Raw genomic sequence first — 17212 nt, forward strand, 5'->3', positions numbered from 1 at the left:
CGTTTTATTCGCCGGCCGGCTTGCGGCGGCGCGGTTTGCGGCGCTTGCCGGCGGGTGCGCTCTGCTCGTCGCGCGGCGCGCTGGCGATCAGGCTGGAGCGCGTGGCGTCGTCGGCGAACTGGAATTTTTTCCACCAGTCGGCCAGTTCTTGGTCGGCCAGGCCGCATTCGGCGCGCAGCTCGAGAAAATCATAGGCGGCGCGGAAGCGCTGCTGCTCCATCAGGCGGAACGGCCGCTGGCCGACGCGCTGCTCGAAGCGTGGCTGCAAGAGCCAGATTTCCTTCATCGCCGCACCGTAGCGGTTGGGGATGGCCAGCCGGCGCGTCACCTTGGCCTCGACGTCGTTCATGGCGTCGACCAGCGCCGGCACATTGTGCTCGCCGGCGGCTTTTTTCTTCTGCCACAGCGCTTCGACCTCGTGCCACAGCAGCGTCGCGAACATGAAGCCGGCGGAAACCGGCTTGTCATCGCGGATGCGCGCGTCGGTATTGTCGAGCGCCTTCTTCAGGAAGGCGGCCGTTTCGTTCTGCGACACCAGCTTGTCCAAGAGCGGGAACAGCGGCTTGTGCAGGCCGTTGGCACGCAGGGCCGTGAGGCAATCCCAGGCGCGGCCGGACAGCAGCAGCTTCATCATTTCGTCGAACAGCCGCGCCGACGGGATGTTTTCCAGCAGGCGGGCATGCTGGGCAATCGGCGTTTGCGTGGCAGGCGCAATCTTCAGATCGAGCTTGGTCGCCAGGCGCACGGCGCGCAGCATGCGCACCGGGTCTTCGTGATAGCGCTTGACCGGGTCGCCGATCATGGCCAGTTTCTTCGCTTCCAGATCGGCCACGCCGTGGTGGAAGTCGATGATGATTTCCTTGTTCGGATCGTAATACAGCGCATTGACCGTGAAATCACGGCGCGAGGCGTCTTCTTCGATGCTGCCGTAGACATTGTCGCGCAGGATGCGGCCGGCATCGTCGGTCGGCGCGTCGCTGGCGCCGCGAAAGGTGGTGACCTCGATGATTTCCTCGCCGCCGCGTTCGAAAAAGGGCACGTGGACGATGCGGAAACGCTTGCCGATGATGCGCGAGCGGTGAAAGACATGGCGCACCTGCTCGGGCGTGGCATTGGTCGCCACGTCAAAATCCTTGGGCGACTTGCCCAGCAGCAGATCACGCACGGCGCCGCCGACGATGTAGGCGTCAAAGCCGGCATCCTGCAGCCGGTCACAGACTTTCAGGGCGGCGGAATGCAATTGCTCGCGGCGGATGCCGTAATGCTTGGCATGCAGCACCTGCTTGCCGGGACGGCGCAACACCTTGCCGATCAGTTTGCGGATCATGGGCGACTCGAAGAAGAACAAGCGATAAAACCCGACATTATACCGTGTGTGCACGACAGCACGCGGATTCTCGCGTGCGACTGTTCCGCCCTGCCGACGGGTGTGCTGTTGCTTGCCGCGCTCCGCGCTCTCGCCCATGCTGGATTGCCCCTCCCCTTATCCATTCTGGAGCCTAGCCCATGCCGGCCTGCTCATACCACCTGCTCAATGTCTTTGCCCCCAGCCACTTCAGCGGCAATCCGCTTGCAGTCTTCCCCGACGCGCGGGGGCTGGATGACGGCACCATGCAGGCCATCGCCCGTCAGCTGAACCTGTCGGAAACCACCTTCGTCACGCCATCAGCCAGCGCCACGGCCAGGGTGCGCATCTTCACCCCCGAATACGAAATGCCCTTTGCCGGCCACCCGACGCTGGGCACGGCCTGGCTCGTCAACCGGCTCAAGCACTGCAATGGCCGCGTCACGCTCGAATTGCCGGCCGGCATCATTCCGGTGACGCTGGACGACGCTGGCGCCACGCTGACCGCAAACCCGCCATCCTGGCGCCCCGGCCCCGCGCGCGCCGACTTTGCCGCTGCGCTGGGACTGAGCAGCGCCGATCTTGCCGGCGACCCGCTGTTCGTCGACACCGGCACCGAGCAGCTGATCGTGCCGCTCGCCGATGCCGGCCTGCTGGCGCGACTCAAACCCGACCTGCCGCGTTTTGCCGAGCTGAGCCGCAATCGCCAGGGCCACAACCAGGCCTTCTGCTGGGCGCCGGCCGAACCAGCCTGGCTGGCGCGCTTTCTGTGGGTGCAGCAGGGCCAGCTTGCCGAGGATTTCGGCACCGGCTCGGCCTGCGCCAATCTGGGCGGGTGGCTGCTGCAAGCAGGACAAAGTCTGCCCTTTGCCACGAACATCATCCAGGGGCATCTGACGGACAGGCAGGCGCTGATCGGGCTCGCCATCGACGCCGGGCAGCGCATCCAGGTCAGCGGCCAGGTCAGGCAGGTCGGCAGCGGCGAACTGCTGCTGCCCTGAACGGCTGCGACCCTGAAGCCGACGCGCGGCGCCAGCACATCGCCGCGCCCGCAGCAAGGGAACCGTTTGGCGTGGGCAGGGTCGGTTGCTGCACGTATAATCCGCGCCTTTCCCTTGCACCCTGCCCGAGTTGTTGCCAATGATGCCGCGTCGCCTGCTTCTTACCGCCTCCCTCCTGCTCGCCGGTCTCGCCCAGGCCTTCACGCCCCCTCCGCCCGACATTGCCGGCCGCGCCTGGCTGCTGGTTGACGCGCAAAGCGGGCAAACGCTGACCGCGAAGGACGAAAACACCCGCATCGAGCCGGCCTCGCTGACCAAGCTGATGACGGCCTATGTGACCTTCAAGGCGATCAAGGAAGGCAAGCTGAAACTCGACCAGCAGCTCACCGTATCGGAAAAGGGCTGGAAGACCGAAGGTTCGCGCATGTTCCTCGACCCCAAGGTGCCCGCCACGGTGGACGACCTGATCAAGGGCATGATCGTGCAAAGCGGCAACGACGCCTGCGTGACGCTGGCCGAAGCCATCGCCGGCAGCGAGGAAGTCTTTGCCCAGGTGATGAACAAGGAAGCCAAGCGGCTGGGGCTCACCGGCTCGAACTTTGAAAACAGCACGGGCCTGCCCGGCGCCAACCACTACATGACCGTGCGTGATCTGGAAATCCTCGCGCAGGCCATCATCAAGGACTTCCCCGAGTTCTACCCGATCTACTCGATCAAGGAATTCCGCTACAACAACATCAACCAGCCCAATCGCAACCTGCTGCTCTACCGCGACCCCAATGTCGACGGCATGAAGACCGGACACACGGAAGCCGCCGGCTACAATCTGGTCGCCTCCAGCAAGCGCGACGGCCGCCGGCTGATTTCGGTCGTGGTCGGCACCAGCGGTCCGGAAGTGCGCGCCACCGAGTCATCCAAGCTCCTGAACTGGGGTGCGCAATTCTTCGAAACGCCGAAGATCTACACGGCCAGGCAGGCCATTAGCCAGATCGAAGTCTGGAAAGGCGCCGAGGATCACATCGGCATCGGCTTTCTTGCCGACCAGTATGTGACCGTTCCCAAGGGCGACACGCAAAAGCTCAAGATGGAACTGCACACCCAGCAGCCGCTGATCGCGCCCTTGCGCGCCGGCCAGCAGATCGGCACCGTCAAGGTGTCGCTGGATGGCAAGCCACTGGCCGAACTGCCCGCCGTGGCCCTGAACGATGTGCCCGAAGCCGGTTTCTTCGGCCGCGCCTGGGATGCCATCCGCCTGTGGTTCAAGTCGCTGTTCAACTGAGGTGTGAGGTGTGAGGTGTGAGGTGTGAGGTGCAGCATACCCACCAAGCCATATCACCCAAGCCCTTTAAAAGCATTGGCTTCAACCCGATACCCAACAAAAGCCGTCAACTCACGACGGCTTTTTGTTGGGCAGCCATTTCACACGAACCAAGCCGCCATCCCATGCGCCCCCCTCTCGCCTTACTCTCCTACACTGAAAGCAGTCCACCCTGCCCGGAGCCCGCCATGACGCTGCCTGCCTTCAATGCCTACCTGAACGGCCGTTTTGCCCCGCTGGATTCGCTGACCGTGTCGGTGATGGATCGCGGTTTCCTGTTCGGCGACGGTGTGTACGAGATGATTCCGGTGTACAACCGCCACGTGTTCCGCCTCGACGCGCATCTGGACCGGCTCACGGCCAATCTCGCCGCCATTGGCATCACCGATCCGCACGAGCGGCACGAATGGCACAAGATCATCAACCGGCTGGTCGACGAGGAAATTTTCCCCGACCAGCAGATTTACCTGCAGGTGACGCGCGGGCCGGCCTGGCCGCGCAATCACGCCTTCCCGGCCGAAGTCAGCCCCACCGTGCTGCTGTTTGCCGACGAATTGCCGGCGCCGGCGCGCGAGCAGGTTGAAAATGGCGTTTCCGCCATCACCATTCCCGATCTGCGCTGGCAGCGCTGCAACATCAAGGCGATTTCGCTGCTGGCCAATGTGCTGGCCAAGCAGGCCGCCGTCGAGGCCGGCGTCACCGAGGCGGTGCTGATCCGCGACGGCCAGCTGATGGAAGGCGCGGCCAGCAATATTTTCATCGTGAAGGATGGTGTGCTGCGTGCCCCGCCGCCGTCGACGCAGATGCTGACGGGAATTACCTACGACGTGGTGATCGAGCTGGCGCAGTCCCACGGCATCGCCGTCGAGCTGGCCCCCGTCAGCGAAGCGGCATTGCGCGGCGCCGACGAAGTCTGGCTGACCTCGTCGACCAAGGAGGTGCTGGCCATCACCCGACTGGACGACGCGCCAATCGGATCGGGCCTGCCGGGCTCGCTCTACCGGCGCATTTTCCAGTATTATCAGGACTTTAAAACCGGCGTAATGCGTGCCGGCAAGGATTTTGCATGACCAAGACCACCGTGCCGGAATCGGCAAGACTCGAAGACCTGCTCGACTTTCCGGCGCTGATCCCGGCCAAGGCCGTCAGCCACAAGGGCGTCAGCCGCGAGGAATTCCACAGCGCGTTGCTGGAGCTGACCATCGTTCATGTGCCCGGCTTTCACGCCGAGCTGATTACGATACGCGAATCGAGTTCGGGCAATTACTACTCGGCCACGCTGTCGGTCACCGTCGACACCGCCGACCAGTTCCGCCAGCTCGACGCCGCGCTGCGCGCACACCCGCTGGTCAAGCTGGTGCTGTAAGCTCTCCAAAATCCTTTCACCACAGAGGCACAGAGGGGCACAGAGAGAATGAAATCGGGCACTACATACACGCTGTAAATCCCGTTTCACCCTCTGTGATCCCTGTGCCTCTGTGGTGCAAACAGGCTTTCTGCATCGTTATATGCCCCTGCTAATCAAACACCTCGGCCTCGTCGAATACCCGGCAACCCTTGCCGCCATGACCGAATTCACGCTTGGGCGCCAGGCGGATACCCCCGATGAAATCTGGACACTCGAACACCCGCCGGTGTTCACGCAGGGCCAGGCCGGCAAGGCCGAGCACATCCTGATACCCAGCGACATTCCCGTGGTGCAGATCGACCGCGGCGGGCAGGTGACCTATCACGGCCCCGGCCAGCTGGTCGTCTACACGCTGCTGGACCTCAAGCGCCTGGGGCTGGGCGTGCGCGAGTACGTGCGCATGCTGGAAAACGCCGTCATCGGCCTGCTGGCCGACTACAACATCGAAGCCTACGGCAAGGTTGATGCGCCGGGCGTGTATGTGCAACTGGCCCGCGATGAAGGCCTGACGGAGGAAGCCAAGATCGCCTCGCTGGGCCTGCGCATCCGCAACGGCCGCTGCTATCACGGCCTGGCGCTCAACGTCGACCTCGACCTCACGCCCTTTCACTACATCAACCCCTGCGGCTACCAGGGGCTGGCGGTCACGCAGATGGCCGATTTCGGCGTAGCCGAGACACCGGCGTCGCTTGCCGCTAAAATGGCCGACAAAATTACTCAACAAATCGCCACGCGCACCGCAGTGACGATTTGACCTTTTTTCAACGCAGAGACGCAGAGCCGCAGAGCACACCCAGCTCTGCTTTTCCTCCGCGTCTCTGCGCCTCTGCGTTGAGGTTTTCAAAAGCATGAGCAACGACAGCAAAACCCCATCGAATGCCGCCGGCGTCAAGCACAAGGGCGAGGCGAAAACCGCGCGCATTCCGATCAAGATCGTTCCGCTGGACGAAAAGCTGAAAAAGCCGGACTGGATCCGCGTGCAGGCGCCCACTTCCGGCAGCCGCTTCTACGAGATCAAGGAAATCCTGCGCTCGCAAAAGCTGCACACCGTCTGCGAGGAAGCCACCTGTCCCAATATCGGCGAGTGCTTCGGCAAGGGCACGGCGACCTTCATGATCATGGGCGACATCTGCACGCGCCGCTGCCCCTTCTGCGATGTCGGCCACGGCCGCCCCAACCCACTGGATGAAAACGAGCCGCAGAACCTCGGCGAGACGGTTGCCGCGCTCAAGCTCAATTACGTCGTGGTGACCTCGGTCGACCGTGACGACCTGCGCGACGGCGGCGCCCAGCACTTTGTCGAGTGCATTACGAAAATCCGCGAGCTGTCGCCCAAGACCCAGATCGAAGTGCTGGTGCCGGACTTCCGCGGCCGCCTGGAGATCGCGCTGGAGCTCTTTGGCAACGCGCTGCCCGACGTGATGAACCACAATCTGGAAACCGCGCCGCGCCTGTACCTGCAGGCCCGCCCGGGTTCCGATTACCTGCATTCGCTGAAGCTGCTGAAAGACTTCAAGGCCATGTACCCGCACGTGAAGACCAAGTCCGGCATCATGGTAGGCCTTGGCGAAACCGACGAGGAAGTCGTGCAGGTCATGCGCGACATGCGCGAGCACGACATCGACATGCTGACCATCGGCCAGTACCTGCAGCCGTCCAACGGCCACCTGCCGGTGCTGCGCTACGTGCATCCGGACAAATTCAAGGAATGGGAAACCCTGGCCTATGAAATGGGCTTCCTGCACGCGGCCGTGGGCGCGATGGTGCGCTCGAGCTATTTCGCCGACCAGCAGGCGCATGGTGCGGGCGTGACGATCTGATCCTCAACGTCTGATCCTCACCGTTTATGCAGCACGACAAAGGGCGCCCGAAGGCGCCCTTTGTTTTTACATGTATTGCGGTACGGCCCAGGCAATGTCGAACAAGAGTCCGACAGCACCACGGGCCACCAGCCCGGCCCGGCTACGCATAAGTTACGACCTTCGCCGGGCTTGGCGCCTTACGCCGCTTGCAGCGCGTGCACCGGGCGCGGGCGCAGCTTCAAGAGCCAGATTCCCAGCAGCACGCCCAGCACGCTCAGCGCCATCACGTAATGCGCCGGCGCGAGCGGGTTGTCCTTCAGCCAGCCCGTGACCAGCACCGGGGTCAGCCCGCCGGTGATGGCGTAGGCGACGTTGTAAGAGAAGGACAGCCCCGAAAAGCGCACGGCCGGTGGAAAGGCGCAGATCATCACATAGGGCACGGCGCCGACAATGCCGACACTGAAACCGGCCAGCGCGTACAGCAAATACAACTGTGAGGCGTCGGCGGCCACGCCGGTGTAGAACAGGTAGGTGCACACGCCCAGCAGGAAGGAGCCGGTAATGAAGGTGAGCCCGGCGCCGATGCGATCGATGGTCCAGCCGGCCAGCACGCAGGCGATGGTCAGCGCGACGATGGCCAGACTGTTGGCCTGCAGCGTCACCGCCGGCGCCAGCCCGTACTGTTTTTGCAGCAGCGAGGGCGTCATCAGGATGACAACCACAATCGCCGCCGACAGCAGCCAGGTCATCAGCATCGACAGCACGATGCCCTGCTTGTGGCCGCGCAGCACGCTCTTGAGCGGCATTTCGGCAGCCAGCGCCTTTCTGGCCTGCATTTCGGCGAAGACTGGCGTTTCGTGCAACCAGCGCCGCAGCAGCATGGCAACAAAGCCAAAGACGCCGCCGATCAGGAAGGGCACGCGCCAGCCCCAGTCGGCCAGCACCGCCGGCTCGAAGCCGCGATTGATCGCGGTGGCCACCAGCGAGCCCAGCAGGATGCCGGCGGTCAGCCCGGCGGTCAGCGTGCCGCAGGCCAGGCCAACATGGCGCTGCGGCACATGCTCGGACACGAACACCCAGGCGCCCGGCACTTCGCCGCCGATGGCCGCCCCCTGCAGCACGCGCATCAGCAAGAGCAGCAGCGGCGCCCAGATGCCGATCTGCGCATAGGTGGGCAAGAGGCCCATGGCCAGCGTCGGCACGGCCATCAGGAAAATGCTCAGCGTGAACATGCGCTTGCGGCCGAACAGGTCGCCCAGGTGCGCCATGATGATGCCGCCCAGCGGGCGGGCAAGATAGCCCGCGGCGAAAATGCCGAAGGTCTGCACCTGGCGCAGCCAGTCCGGCATGTCGGGCGGGAAGAAGAGTTTGCCAAGCAGGGCGGCAAAGAACACGAAGATGATGAAGTCGTAGAACTCCAGCGCGCCGCCAAGGGCGGAAAGCCCCAGCGTGCGGTAGTCCTGGCGGTTGAGCGGGCGATGCGCGTCGATCTCGGAATGGGCCATGGCTGCCTCTTGTGGAATGTGGGAAAGCACCTGCTCACGATCGTTTCGCGCCAGCAGCAGCGCCAGCCGGTAAAGCGCTCAGGCTCACGGTCTGGCCGCGAACGCTGGGGCGAAACACGCATGAACAGCTTGTAAAACAAGGGCCACACTGTACCGTGCCGCTTGCCCGGGCCGCCTATGCTCCGCTGGTCGGCCGGCAGAAAAACAACACCGGGCACGGCTTGTCCAAGCCTGGGTGGGCGGCAACGGCAACTGGCGTCTGCGCCGAATCGCTGCCACACTGCGACCTCTACTCTTACCCACTGCTTTCAATGACTGCTCTGTTTTCTGCCCAGCAATTGCCGGCGCTGATTCTCTTCGGCGCGGTCGCCCATCTCGCCATTGGCGGCATGCTCTGGTATGTCTGGCGCAGCCGTCAGACCGGACCGGGCTTTGGCTTCTGGGTGGCCACCGAGCTGGTGATCGCCGGCGGCTATATCCTGCTGGTGCTGCGCGGCAGCGTGCCGGCCCTGCAAGCGCCGCTGGTGCTGCTGGGCAATGCACTCTTCCTGAGCAATCCGCTGCTTTACGAACTTGGCCTGCGTCGCTTCTTTCCGCGCGAACAGCTTGGCCCGGCCTGGGTCGCCCCCCTGCTGGCCGGCAGCTTTGTGCTGGCCAATCTGGTGGCCCTGCTGGCCGAGGCGCCACCCCACCTGCGCTTTGCCCTGATGGCCTCCGCCTCGGTCTGCCAGCTGCTGTGGCTGCTGCCGCAGCTGCTGCGCGTGGCCGGCAGCTCGCCCTATTGCCGGCCGCTGCGCATCATGGCGCTGTTGCTGGTGATCATCCTTGTCGTGCAGGTGCTGCGCACCGCGCAGCACCTGCCGCTGGCCAGTCAGCCCGGCCAGATTTTCGAGGACCCGCTGCTTGGCCTGATCCTGCTGCTGACCGTGCTGGCCAGCATTGTGCGCGGCAATACCGACCTGATCCTGATCCACTCGCGCGCCGAACTGGCCTTGCGCAACGCCCAAGCCGAGCTGGAAGTGCGCGCCAATATCGACAGCCTCAGCGGCTTGCTGAACCGGCATTGTTTCGAAGCCCGCCTGCAGGCCAGGCTGGCCAGCAGCGCCCGGCAACCCTTCACCCTGCTGCTTTTCGATGTCGACCGATTCAAGCTGATCAACGACCAGTGCGGCCACCCGGCCGGCGACGCGGTGATCCGTGCGCTGGGCGAAGGCGTGCGCGCCGTGCTGCGCGAAGCAGATCTGGCCGGGCGGCTGGGCGGCGACGAAATCGCCATCCTCCTGCCGGCTTGCAGCCTCGCGCAACTGCCGCCCGTGCTGGCGCGGCTGCGCGCCAGCGTGGCGAACTGCACGGCGCGCGTGCACGGGCCGGGCATCACGCTGAGCATCGGCGCCACCGATTGCAAGGCTGGCGAAGACTTCGCACAGCTCTACCACCGCGCCGACCTGGCGATGTATGCCGCCAAGGAAGGCGGGCGCAACTGCGCCTGCAGCCTGGCTGGCGGCAGCGAAGCCGCGCTGCGCATTGCCGAGACACACAACGAGGCATCAGGCCAGAACCATTCAGCAGAAAAGGCTGCAGGGCAATACCGCGCAGCCGACTCGATCCCAGGCTAGGTTTTCTAGGCTATGTACCAAAACCGTGTTGTGGTCTTGAATTCGTCATTCCGGCGCAGGCCGGAATCAAGTGGTTCCGGTTAAAAATGCACTCTGGATACCGGCTTTCGCCGGTATGACGAAGTGGTTTCTCATGTTTCTGTGACACAACATGGTTCTGAGACAGAACCTTTTTCCAAGGCAGTCCGCTGCCGGCGGCGGCCGCAGCACTCAGCCAGCCGAACGCTTGAACAGCGCCAGCGCCGCCTCGCGTTGCACCGCGTGATCGACGATGGGCAGCGGATAATCGACACCCAGCGTGATGCCCGCGGCCTGCAGTTCCAGCGGCTTCGCCAGCCAGGGCGCGTGGATGACTTTCGCCGGCAGCATGGCCAGCTCGGGGCAATAGCGCTTGATGAACTTGCCCTCGCCGTCGAATTTCTCCGACTGGCTCACCGGATTGAAGATGCGGAAATACGGTTGCGCATCGCAGCCGGTCGAGGCCGCCCACTGCCAGCCGCCGTTGTTTGCCGCCAGATCGAAGTCGATCAGCTTTTCCGCAAAATAACGCTCGCCCCAGCGCCAGTCGATCAGCAGGTCTTTCACCAGAAAGCTGGCGACGATCATGCGCAGGCGGTTGTGCATGTAGCCGGTCTGGTTCAGCTGGCGCATCGCCGCGTCGACAATCGGAAACCCTGTCCTTCCCTCACACCAGGCGGCAAACCAGTCCTCGCGGTTCGGAAACGGCAGCGCGTCGTATTCGGGCTTGAAGGCATGCCCGACCACCTCGGGGCGGTGCCAGAGGATCTGCATGTAGAACTCGCGCCAGATCAGCTCGGACAGCCAGGTTTCCGCGCCCGCGCCGCCGTGGCGATAGGCATAGGCCGCCAGCTCGCGCACGCTGACCGTGCCAAAGCGCAGGTGCACCGACAAATACGACGGCCCCTTCACCGCCGGAAAGTCGCGCGCTTCGTGGTAGCGATCGATGCGCTGGCAGAAGTCGGCAAACAGTTGCTCGCCGCCCTTGAGCCCCACCGGCATGTTCAGCCCGGCCAGATTGCTGCGCGCAAAGCCCAGCTCCTTGAGACTGGGGAAATACTGCGCCGGCAGCCGCGCCAGCTGCTGCAGGTAGCGCGCCACCGGATAGGGCCTGAGGTAGAAATCGTTCAGTTGCGCCAGCCAGGCGCGCTTGTAGGGCGTGAACACCGAGTACATGCCGCCGGTTTTGGTCAGCACCTCGGCGCGCTCGAACACCACCTGATCCTTGAAGGTATGCAGCTGTAGCCCTTTTTCTGCAAGGGCTTTGGTCACACACTGGTCACGGTATATCGCGGATGGTTCGTAATCGTGGTTGGTGTAGACGGCGCTGGCGCCAAATTCGGCGGCCAGTTGCGGAATCAGCTCGCAGGCGCGGCCATGGCGCACCACCAGATCGCCACCGTGTTTCAGCAGCTCCGCTTTGAGCTGCTTCAGGCTTTCCCAGATGAACTCGACGCGGCGGTCATCCTTAGGCAAGCCGGCAAGGATGTCGGTATCGAACACGAATACCGGAATCACCGGCTGACCGGATTTCAGCGCGTGGTAGAGCGCCGCGTGATCATGCAGCCGCAGATCGCGGCGCAGCCAGACAAGAACGGGGGCAGGCATAGGGTTTCAGCGCAGGCTAACATCGACGGGCAAGTATGCCATGGGCGCCCCGGGAATCGCAGCGCGTGCCCGCTCTGTGCCATAATCCCGCGCATGGAAAAAGCACAGACTCTGGACCTCACCCACCACTTCCTGATCGCGATGCCCAGCCTTGCCGACCCGATTTTCTCGGGTGCGCTGGCCTTCATCTGCGAGCACAGCGAAAAGGGGGCGATGGGCATCATCGTGAACAAGCCGCTGGACATGACGCTAGCGCAGCTCTTCGAGCAGATCGATGTCGAGCTGCACCGCCCGGATGTGGCCAATCTGCCCGTGCATTTCGGCGGGCCGGTGCAGACCGAGCGCGGCTTCGTGCTGCATTCGCCGCTGGGCGAATGGCAGTCGATGCTCACCGTCTCGGACGAGCTGGGCCTCTCGACGTCCAAGGACATCCTGCTCGCGGTCGGCGAAGGCGACGGGCCCGAGCATCTGCTGGTGACGCTCGGCTATGCCGGCTGGGAAGCCGGGCAGCTGGAAAACGAAATCGTGCAGAACTCCTGGCTGACCGTGAAAGCCGATCTGGGCATCATCTTCGGCAAGCCGGCCGCCGAGCGCTACGATGCCGCGCTGGCGCTGCTGGGCGTGGATTATTCGATGCTCTCGCAGGAAGCCGGCCATGCCTGAGCAACATCAAGGGTATATGGCTACAGCCAAACACCTTAAAAGGCTGCAAGCCTATACACCAGCGGGTACTCCCGCATGAGCACGGTACTGGCTTTTGATTTCGGCGCCAGCCGCATCGGCGTGGCGACCGGCAGCACCGAGCTTGGCATTGCCCACCCGCTGGAAACCATTGCCGCCATCGACAATGACACGCGCTTTGCGCGCATCGCCGCGCTGCTGAAGGAATGGCAGCCCGGGCTGCTGATCGTCGGCCTCTCGACGCATGTGGATGGCACCGCGACGGCCATGACGCAGCAAACGACGCGTTTTGCGCGCCGACTGCAGGGCCGCTTCGGGATACGCACGCTGCTGGTTGACGAACGCCTGTCGTCGGCCGCTGCGACCGAGCACCTCAACGAGATCGGCGTGCGCGGCCGCAGGCAAAAACCCGCGCTCGACCAGGTCGCCGCGATGCAGATCCTGCAAACCTATTTTGATACCCCCGAGAGCGCGCTCGACCCGGCCAGCCGGAGCGACGATGCGCCAGGAGACTCCGATGATTAACCCGCAACTGAATGCGCAGGGCGAGCTGATCCACCTGCTGACCACCGAAGGTCTGTCGCGCAAGATCCTCACGCAGATTCTCGACCGTGCCGCCGATTTCGTGAAAGACGGCGAGCTGGTGAACCAGAAGTTCACCGATCTGGCCGGCACCTCGGTCTTCAACCTGTTTTTCGAGAACTCGACGCGCACCCGCACCACCTTCGAGATCGCCGCCAAGCGCCTGTCGGCCGACGTGTCGAGCCTGAACATCCAGGCCTCCAGCACCGCCAAGGGCGAAACGCTGCTCGACACCATCCACAACCTCGAAGCGATGGGCGCCAACCTGTTTGTCGTGCGCCATTCCGAATCGGGCGCGGCGCACCTGATCGCCCGCCACGTGAAGCCGGGCGTGTCGGTGGTGAATGCCGGCGACGGCCGGCACGCCCACCCGACGCAGGCCATGCTCGACATGTTCACCATCCGCCACTACAAGCAGGACTTCACCAAGCTGCGCGTGGCGATTGTCGGCGACATCCTGCACTCGCGCGTGGCGCGCTCGCAGATTCACGCCCTCTCGACGCTGGGCTGCCCGGAAATCCGCGTGATTGCGCCGAAAACCCTGCTGCCGACCGCCGTCGAGCAACTGGGCGTGCACGTCTACCACGACATGGCGGAAGGTCTCAAGGATGTGGACGTCGTCGCGATGCTGCGCCTGCAGAACGAGCGCATGAGCGGCGCCTACCTGCCCAGCACGCAGGAGTTCTTCAAGTACTACGGCCTTACCGAGGAAAAACTGGCGCTGGCCAAACCCGATGCCATCGTGATGCACCCGGGTCCGATGAACCGCGGCGTGGAAATCGATTCGGTCGTCGCTGACGGCAAACAAGCCGTGATCCTGCCACAGGTGACCTTTGGCATCGCCGTGCGCATGGCGGTGCTTTCCATCGTGACAGCCAACCAGCGGAGTGCGAAACAATGAAAAACATCCACATCCAGAACGGCCGCCTGGTTGATCCGCTGGCCGGCACCGAGCAACAGGCCGACCTCTTCATTGCCTATGGCAAGATCGTCGGCGTCGGCAGCGCGCCGCAGGGCTTTGTGGCCGAAGAAAGCATCGACGCCAGCGGCCTCATCGTCGCCCCTGGCCTCGTCGATTTTGCTGCGCGCCTGCGCGAACCGGGCAATGAATACAAGGCCACGCTGGCGTCCGAGATGGCCGCGGCGGTGGCCGGTGGCGTGACCAGCGTGGTCTGCCCGCCGGATACCGACCCGGTGCTTGATGAGGTAGGCCTGGTGACCATGCTGCGCCAGCGCTCCAAGACGCTGAACCTCGCCCGCGTCTACCCGGTGGGCGCGCTGACCGTGGGGCTCAAGGGCAAGCAGATCACCGAAATGGCGCTGCTGAAAGACGCCGGCTGCGTGGCGTTCTCGCAGGGTGATGTGCCGATCGCCGACCTGCAGGTGCTCTACCGCGCCATGCAGTACGCCGCCAACTACGGCTTCGAACTGCGCCTGCGCCCGGAAGAAGCCAGCCTGGTGAACGACGGCGTGGCGCACGATGGCCCCTACGCCTCGCGCCTGGGCCTGACCGGCATTCCGGTCATTGCGGAAACCATCGCCATCGCGCAGATCCTGCAGCTGGTCAAGGCCACGGGCTGCCGTGTGCATCTGGCGCGCATTTCCAGTGCGGCCGGCCTCGCGATGATCCGCGCGGCCAAGCAGGAAGGCCTGCCGCTGACCTGCGACGTGGACATCAACCACATCCATCTGGCGGATGTGGACATCGGCTTCTTCGACACGCAATTCCGCTTCGACCCGCCGCTGCGCGCGGTTGCCGACCGTGATGCCATCGTTGCGGCACTGAACGATGGCACCATCGACATCATCTGCTCGGATCACGCACCGGTCGACGATGACGGCAAACTGGTGCCCTTCGCACAGGCCGAACGCGGCGCGACCGGCCTGGAGTTGCTGCTGCCGCTGACGCTGGCCTGGGCGCGCCGCAACGGCATCAGCCTGCCGGCTGCGCTGGCGCGCATCAGCACGGCCCCGGCCAGGGCGCTGGGCTTCGAGGCGGGCCTGGCCATCGGCCAGCGCGCCGACCTGGTGATCTTCAATGCCGATGAGGCCTGGCAGGTCACGCCGGCGGCGCTCAAGAGCAGCGGCAAGAACACGCCCTTCCTCAACCACGAAGTGGTCGGCCGCGTGCGCCACACGCTGGTCAAGGGCAAGGTCGTCTATCGCGCCTGATCGCCCCCTGGTCAAGGCCCGGCCGCGTGCCGGGCTTTTTTCTCCCGATCTGGAAAATCCGCATGCAGAAGCAGAACATCTCTGATTCCGAAGTCCGCAAAAACTCCTCACTCATTCTCTTCATCGCTGCGCTGTTTGGTCTGGCCGCAGGAGTTGGCGCCATGTTTCAGCTGTTTGCCAGCCCAAATTTCAATATTGGCGCATTGCTCATGGGCGGCTTTTGTTTTGTTCTGTTTTTCAAATGCAGCAAAGAAATCGTGCGTAGAGTAAAAACGAAGAAGAATCCTTCGACCCTATAAACAGGCCCCGCATTAGTATCAGCTCGGCAGCTTGTCGTGCCGGCACAAGCTGGTATCCAGAGCGCGGCCCGAACAGACATTTCTGCTGCATTCCGGCTTTTGCCGAAATGACAAGTGAGGTTTTGCTGGGGCCGCTACCTAACCAGGAAAAGGTTTCGCAGCATGCAGAAACTTCGCCTGCCTCATACCCTTCTCATCACACTGACTGGGTATATCTATAGAAGCCATGACCAGCAATAATCCCAAGCCTATACCCAAGCACCACTCCCGCCAGATTCCGCGCGAGGAGCTGAAAACCTATCCGGTTTATCCCGGCCTGCCGCTGGCGCAGATCACACTGGTCGAAAACGCCGAACAACTTGCCGCTGCGCTGGCCGACCTGCAGAGCAATACCATCATCGGCTTCGACACCGAATCGCGCCCGACTTTCCAGCCCGGCCAGCAGAGCGACGGCCCGCATCTGCTGCAACTCGCCAGTCCGACGCACGCCTGGCTGTTTCCAGTGCAGCAGTACAGCCTGCCCGAAGCGCTGAAAGCACTGCTGGAATCGGGGCAAATCACACTGGTGGGTTTTGAGACCGGGGAAGATGTACGGCGGCTGCGCGAGCGCCTGGGGGTGTGCTGCGCCAGCGTGCTCGACGCCGGGACGCTGTTTGCCAGCGAGAAGCGCATTACCGTCGGCGCCGTACAGGCCGTAGCGCGTGTGTTCGGCCAGTATCTGCGCAAGTCGAAAAAGGTGACGACGTCGAACTGGGCGAAGTTACCGTATAGCGATGCGCAACTCAGCTACGCCGGCAACGACGCCTGGGTGCCGCTGCAGGTTTACCAAGCCTTGCGGGCCTGAAGCAGCTTTGGCACGAGCGGGCAGGGAAAACCCAACGCAGAGACGCAGAGACGCAGAGACGCAGAGACGCAGAATAAAACCGGTTCAGTGCCTGCCATGCAATACCCCGGTTTTCTCCGCGCCCTCTGCGTCTCTGCGTTGAAGGTTTTGGATTTAGGCGTGACGTTATCAGTTTCGCCGCACCGGCTTACTTCTCGACCAGATCCTTGTAGGCATACCAGGTGGCATGCCCCAGCCACGGAAAGATCACGATCAGCCCGATCATGAAGGTGGCAAAGCCGATGGCGGTCAGCGCCACCAGCAAGACCGCCCAGAAGGCCATGGGCGCGAGGTTGTCGCCCACCGCGCGCAGGCTGGTCATCATGGCGGTGACCGCATCAACCCCGCGGTCGGCCAGCATCGGGATGGACACGGCGGTCAGCGCGAACACCACGCAGGCCAGAACGAAGCCCGCGCCGGCCCACACCAGCGTGAAGACCAGATACTCCCCGGTGAAGGTGGCAAGCAGGCCATCCAGACTGATGCCCGCGCCGCCATAGAACAGCGCGAACAGGATGGCGGACGTGCGCTCCCAGGCAATGGCGATCAGCCCCAGCAAGAGACCGAAAAAGGCCAGCTGGCCGAAGTTGCGCGCCAGATCGCGCAGTGATTGCATGAAGGAGGTTTCCCGCCCCTCGTCGCGCTCGCTGGTCAGCTCGTAAATGCCGGCTGCAGCCAGCGGCGCCAGCAGGAGGAAACCGGTTATGAAGGTTGTCAGCAGGTAGGGATAGCCGGCGGCCAGCGCCAGCAGGCCAAAGCCCGCCAGGGTCACCAGTGCGCCATAGCTGAGGCTGGCGTCAGGGTGGCGCATCATGTCCTGCCAGCCCAACTTCAGCCATTGCAGCGGCCTGCCGCCGTCGACCTTGCGGATGACCGGCAGCGTGAAGTGCCGGTCCAGATTGTCCATGTGCATGTCCATGCTGTCCTCCTTGTATCGGCCACGGATTGGGAACCGTTATCAGTAGCTTTAGACC

At 63.6% G+C, this 17212-nt stretch carries 17 protein-coding genes; 13 read left to right on the forward strand and 4 right to left on the reverse strand.

Annotated elements, in window-relative coordinates:
• Positions 1–4: 4 nt before the first annotated feature.
• Positions 5–1327, reverse strand: a complete 1323-nt coding sequence (pcnB, locus tag C515_RS0106975; RefSeq protein ID WP_028454943.1) for a polynucleotide adenylyltransferase PcnB — start codon at positions 1325–1327, stop codon at positions 5–7.
• Between the two features lie 179 nt (positions 1328–1506).
• Here pcnB and C515_RS0106980 point away from each other — a divergent pair, with 179 nt between their 5' ends.
• From C515_RS0106980 to lipA, 6 genes are all read left to right on the forward strand, one after another.
• Positions 1507–2346, forward strand: coding sequence for a PhzF family phenazine biosynthesis protein (locus C515_RS0106980; protein ID WP_028454944.1), 840 nt, complete (start codon positions 1507–1509; stop codon positions 2344–2346).
• Positions 2347–2485: 139 nt separating this feature from the next.
• Positions 2486–3625 (forward strand): D-alanyl-D-alanine carboxypeptidase family protein, encoded by a 1140-nt coding sequence (locus tag C515_RS0106985; RefSeq protein WP_144290384.1) that lies wholly within the window; start codon positions 2486–2488, stop codon positions 3623–3625.
• A 227-nt stretch (positions 3626–3852) separates the two neighbouring features.
• The gene (locus C515_RS0106990; protein WP_028454946.1) at positions 3853–4734 is read left to right on the forward strand and encodes a D-amino acid aminotransferase; all 882 of its coding nucleotides are present in this window, start codon (positions 3853–3855) and stop codon (positions 4732–4734) included.
• Positions 4731–5030: a YbeD family protein gene (locus C515_RS19980; protein WP_051304720.1), complete on the forward strand. Its 300-nt coding sequence runs from the start codon at positions 4731–4733 to the stop codon at positions 5028–5030. Before C515_RS0106990 ends, C515_RS19980 begins: the two co-directional genes overlap by 4 nt.
• Positions 5031–5178: 148 nt before the next feature.
• Positions 5179–5826, forward strand: a complete 648-nt coding sequence (gene lipB, locus C515_RS0107000; protein WP_211234004.1) for a lipoyl(octanoyl) transferase LipB — start codon at positions 5179–5181, stop codon at positions 5824–5826.
• Positions 5827–5920: 94 nt separating this feature from the next.
• Positions 5921–6892: a lipoyl synthase gene (lipA, locus tag C515_RS0107005; protein ID WP_028454948.1), complete on the forward strand. Its 972-nt coding sequence runs from the start codon at positions 5921–5923 to the stop codon at positions 6890–6892.
• A 179-nt stretch (positions 6893–7071) separates the two neighbouring features.
• Here lipA and C515_RS0107010 read toward each other — a convergent pair whose 3' ends face one another.
• Entirely contained in the window at positions 7072–8379 is a 1308-nt protein-coding gene (locus tag C515_RS0107010) for an MFS transporter (protein ID WP_028454949.1), read from the reverse strand.
• A gap of 311 nt (positions 8380–8690) precedes the next feature.
• On the opposite strand from C515_RS0107010, the gene C515_RS19985 reads away from it, so the two are divergent.
• A complete protein-coding gene (locus C515_RS19985) occupies positions 8691–9995 on the forward strand; it encodes a GGDEF domain-containing protein (protein WP_051304721.1) in 1305 nt (434 codons plus the stop codon).
• A 210-nt stretch (positions 9996–10205) separates the two neighbouring features.
• Here C515_RS19985 and C515_RS0107020 read toward each other — a convergent pair whose 3' ends face one another.
• Complete coding sequence (locus tag C515_RS0107020) at positions 10206–11621, reverse strand: cryptochrome/photolyase family protein (RefSeq protein WP_028454950.1); 1416 nt, start codon at positions 11619–11621, stop codon at positions 10206–10208.
• A 93-nt stretch (positions 11622–11714) separates the two neighbouring features.
• On the opposite strand from C515_RS0107020, the gene C515_RS0107025 reads away from it, so the two are divergent.
• From C515_RS0107025 to C515_RS0107050, 6 genes are all read left to right on the forward strand, one after another.
• Entirely contained in the window at positions 11715–12284 is a 570-nt protein-coding gene (locus tag C515_RS0107025; protein ID WP_211234001.1) for a YqgE/AlgH family protein, read from the forward strand.
• A gap of 75 nt (positions 12285–12359) precedes the next feature.
• Positions 12360–12827, forward strand: coding sequence for a Holliday junction resolvase RuvX (ruvX, locus tag C515_RS19990; RefSeq protein WP_043648508.1), 468 nt, complete (start codon positions 12360–12362; stop codon positions 12825–12827).
• On the forward strand, positions 12820–13785 hold the full coding sequence (locus C515_RS0107035; protein ID WP_028454952.1) for an aspartate carbamoyltransferase catalytic subunit: 966 nt from the start codon (positions 12820–12822) through the stop codon (positions 13783–13785). Before ruvX ends, C515_RS0107035 begins: the two co-directional genes overlap by 8 nt.
• Positions 13782–15056 (forward strand): dihydroorotase, encoded by a 1275-nt coding sequence (locus tag C515_RS0107040; protein WP_028454953.1) that lies wholly within the window; start codon positions 13782–13784, stop codon positions 15054–15056. The genes C515_RS0107035 and C515_RS0107040 overlap by 4 nt, the downstream gene beginning before the upstream one ends.
• A gap of 62 nt (positions 15057–15118) precedes the next feature.
• A complete protein-coding gene (locus C515_RS0107045) occupies positions 15119–15355 on the forward strand; it encodes a hypothetical protein (protein ID WP_028454954.1) in 237 nt (78 codons plus the stop codon).
• 226 nt (positions 15356–15581) lie between these two features.
• The gene (locus C515_RS0107050) at positions 15582–16199 is read left to right on the forward strand and encodes a 3'-5' exonuclease (RefSeq protein ID WP_051304722.1); all 618 of its coding nucleotides are present in this window, start codon (positions 15582–15584) and stop codon (positions 16197–16199) included.
• Positions 16200–16386: 187 nt separating this feature from the next.
• Here the strand turns inward: C515_RS0107050 and C515_RS0107055 are convergent, their stop codons facing one another.
• The gene (locus C515_RS0107055) at positions 16387–17157 is read right to left on the reverse strand and encodes a DUF2189 domain-containing protein (protein WP_028454956.1); all 771 of its coding nucleotides are present in this window, start codon (positions 17155–17157) and stop codon (positions 16387–16389) included.
• Between the last annotated feature and the right edge of the window lie 55 nt (positions 17158–17212).

The sequence above is a fragment of the Chitinilyticum litopenaei DSM 21440 genome (assembly GCF_000428145.1).
Classification (GTDB): domain Bacteria; phylum Pseudomonadota; class Gammaproteobacteria; order Burkholderiales; family Chitinibacteraceae; genus Chitinilyticum; species Chitinilyticum litopenaei.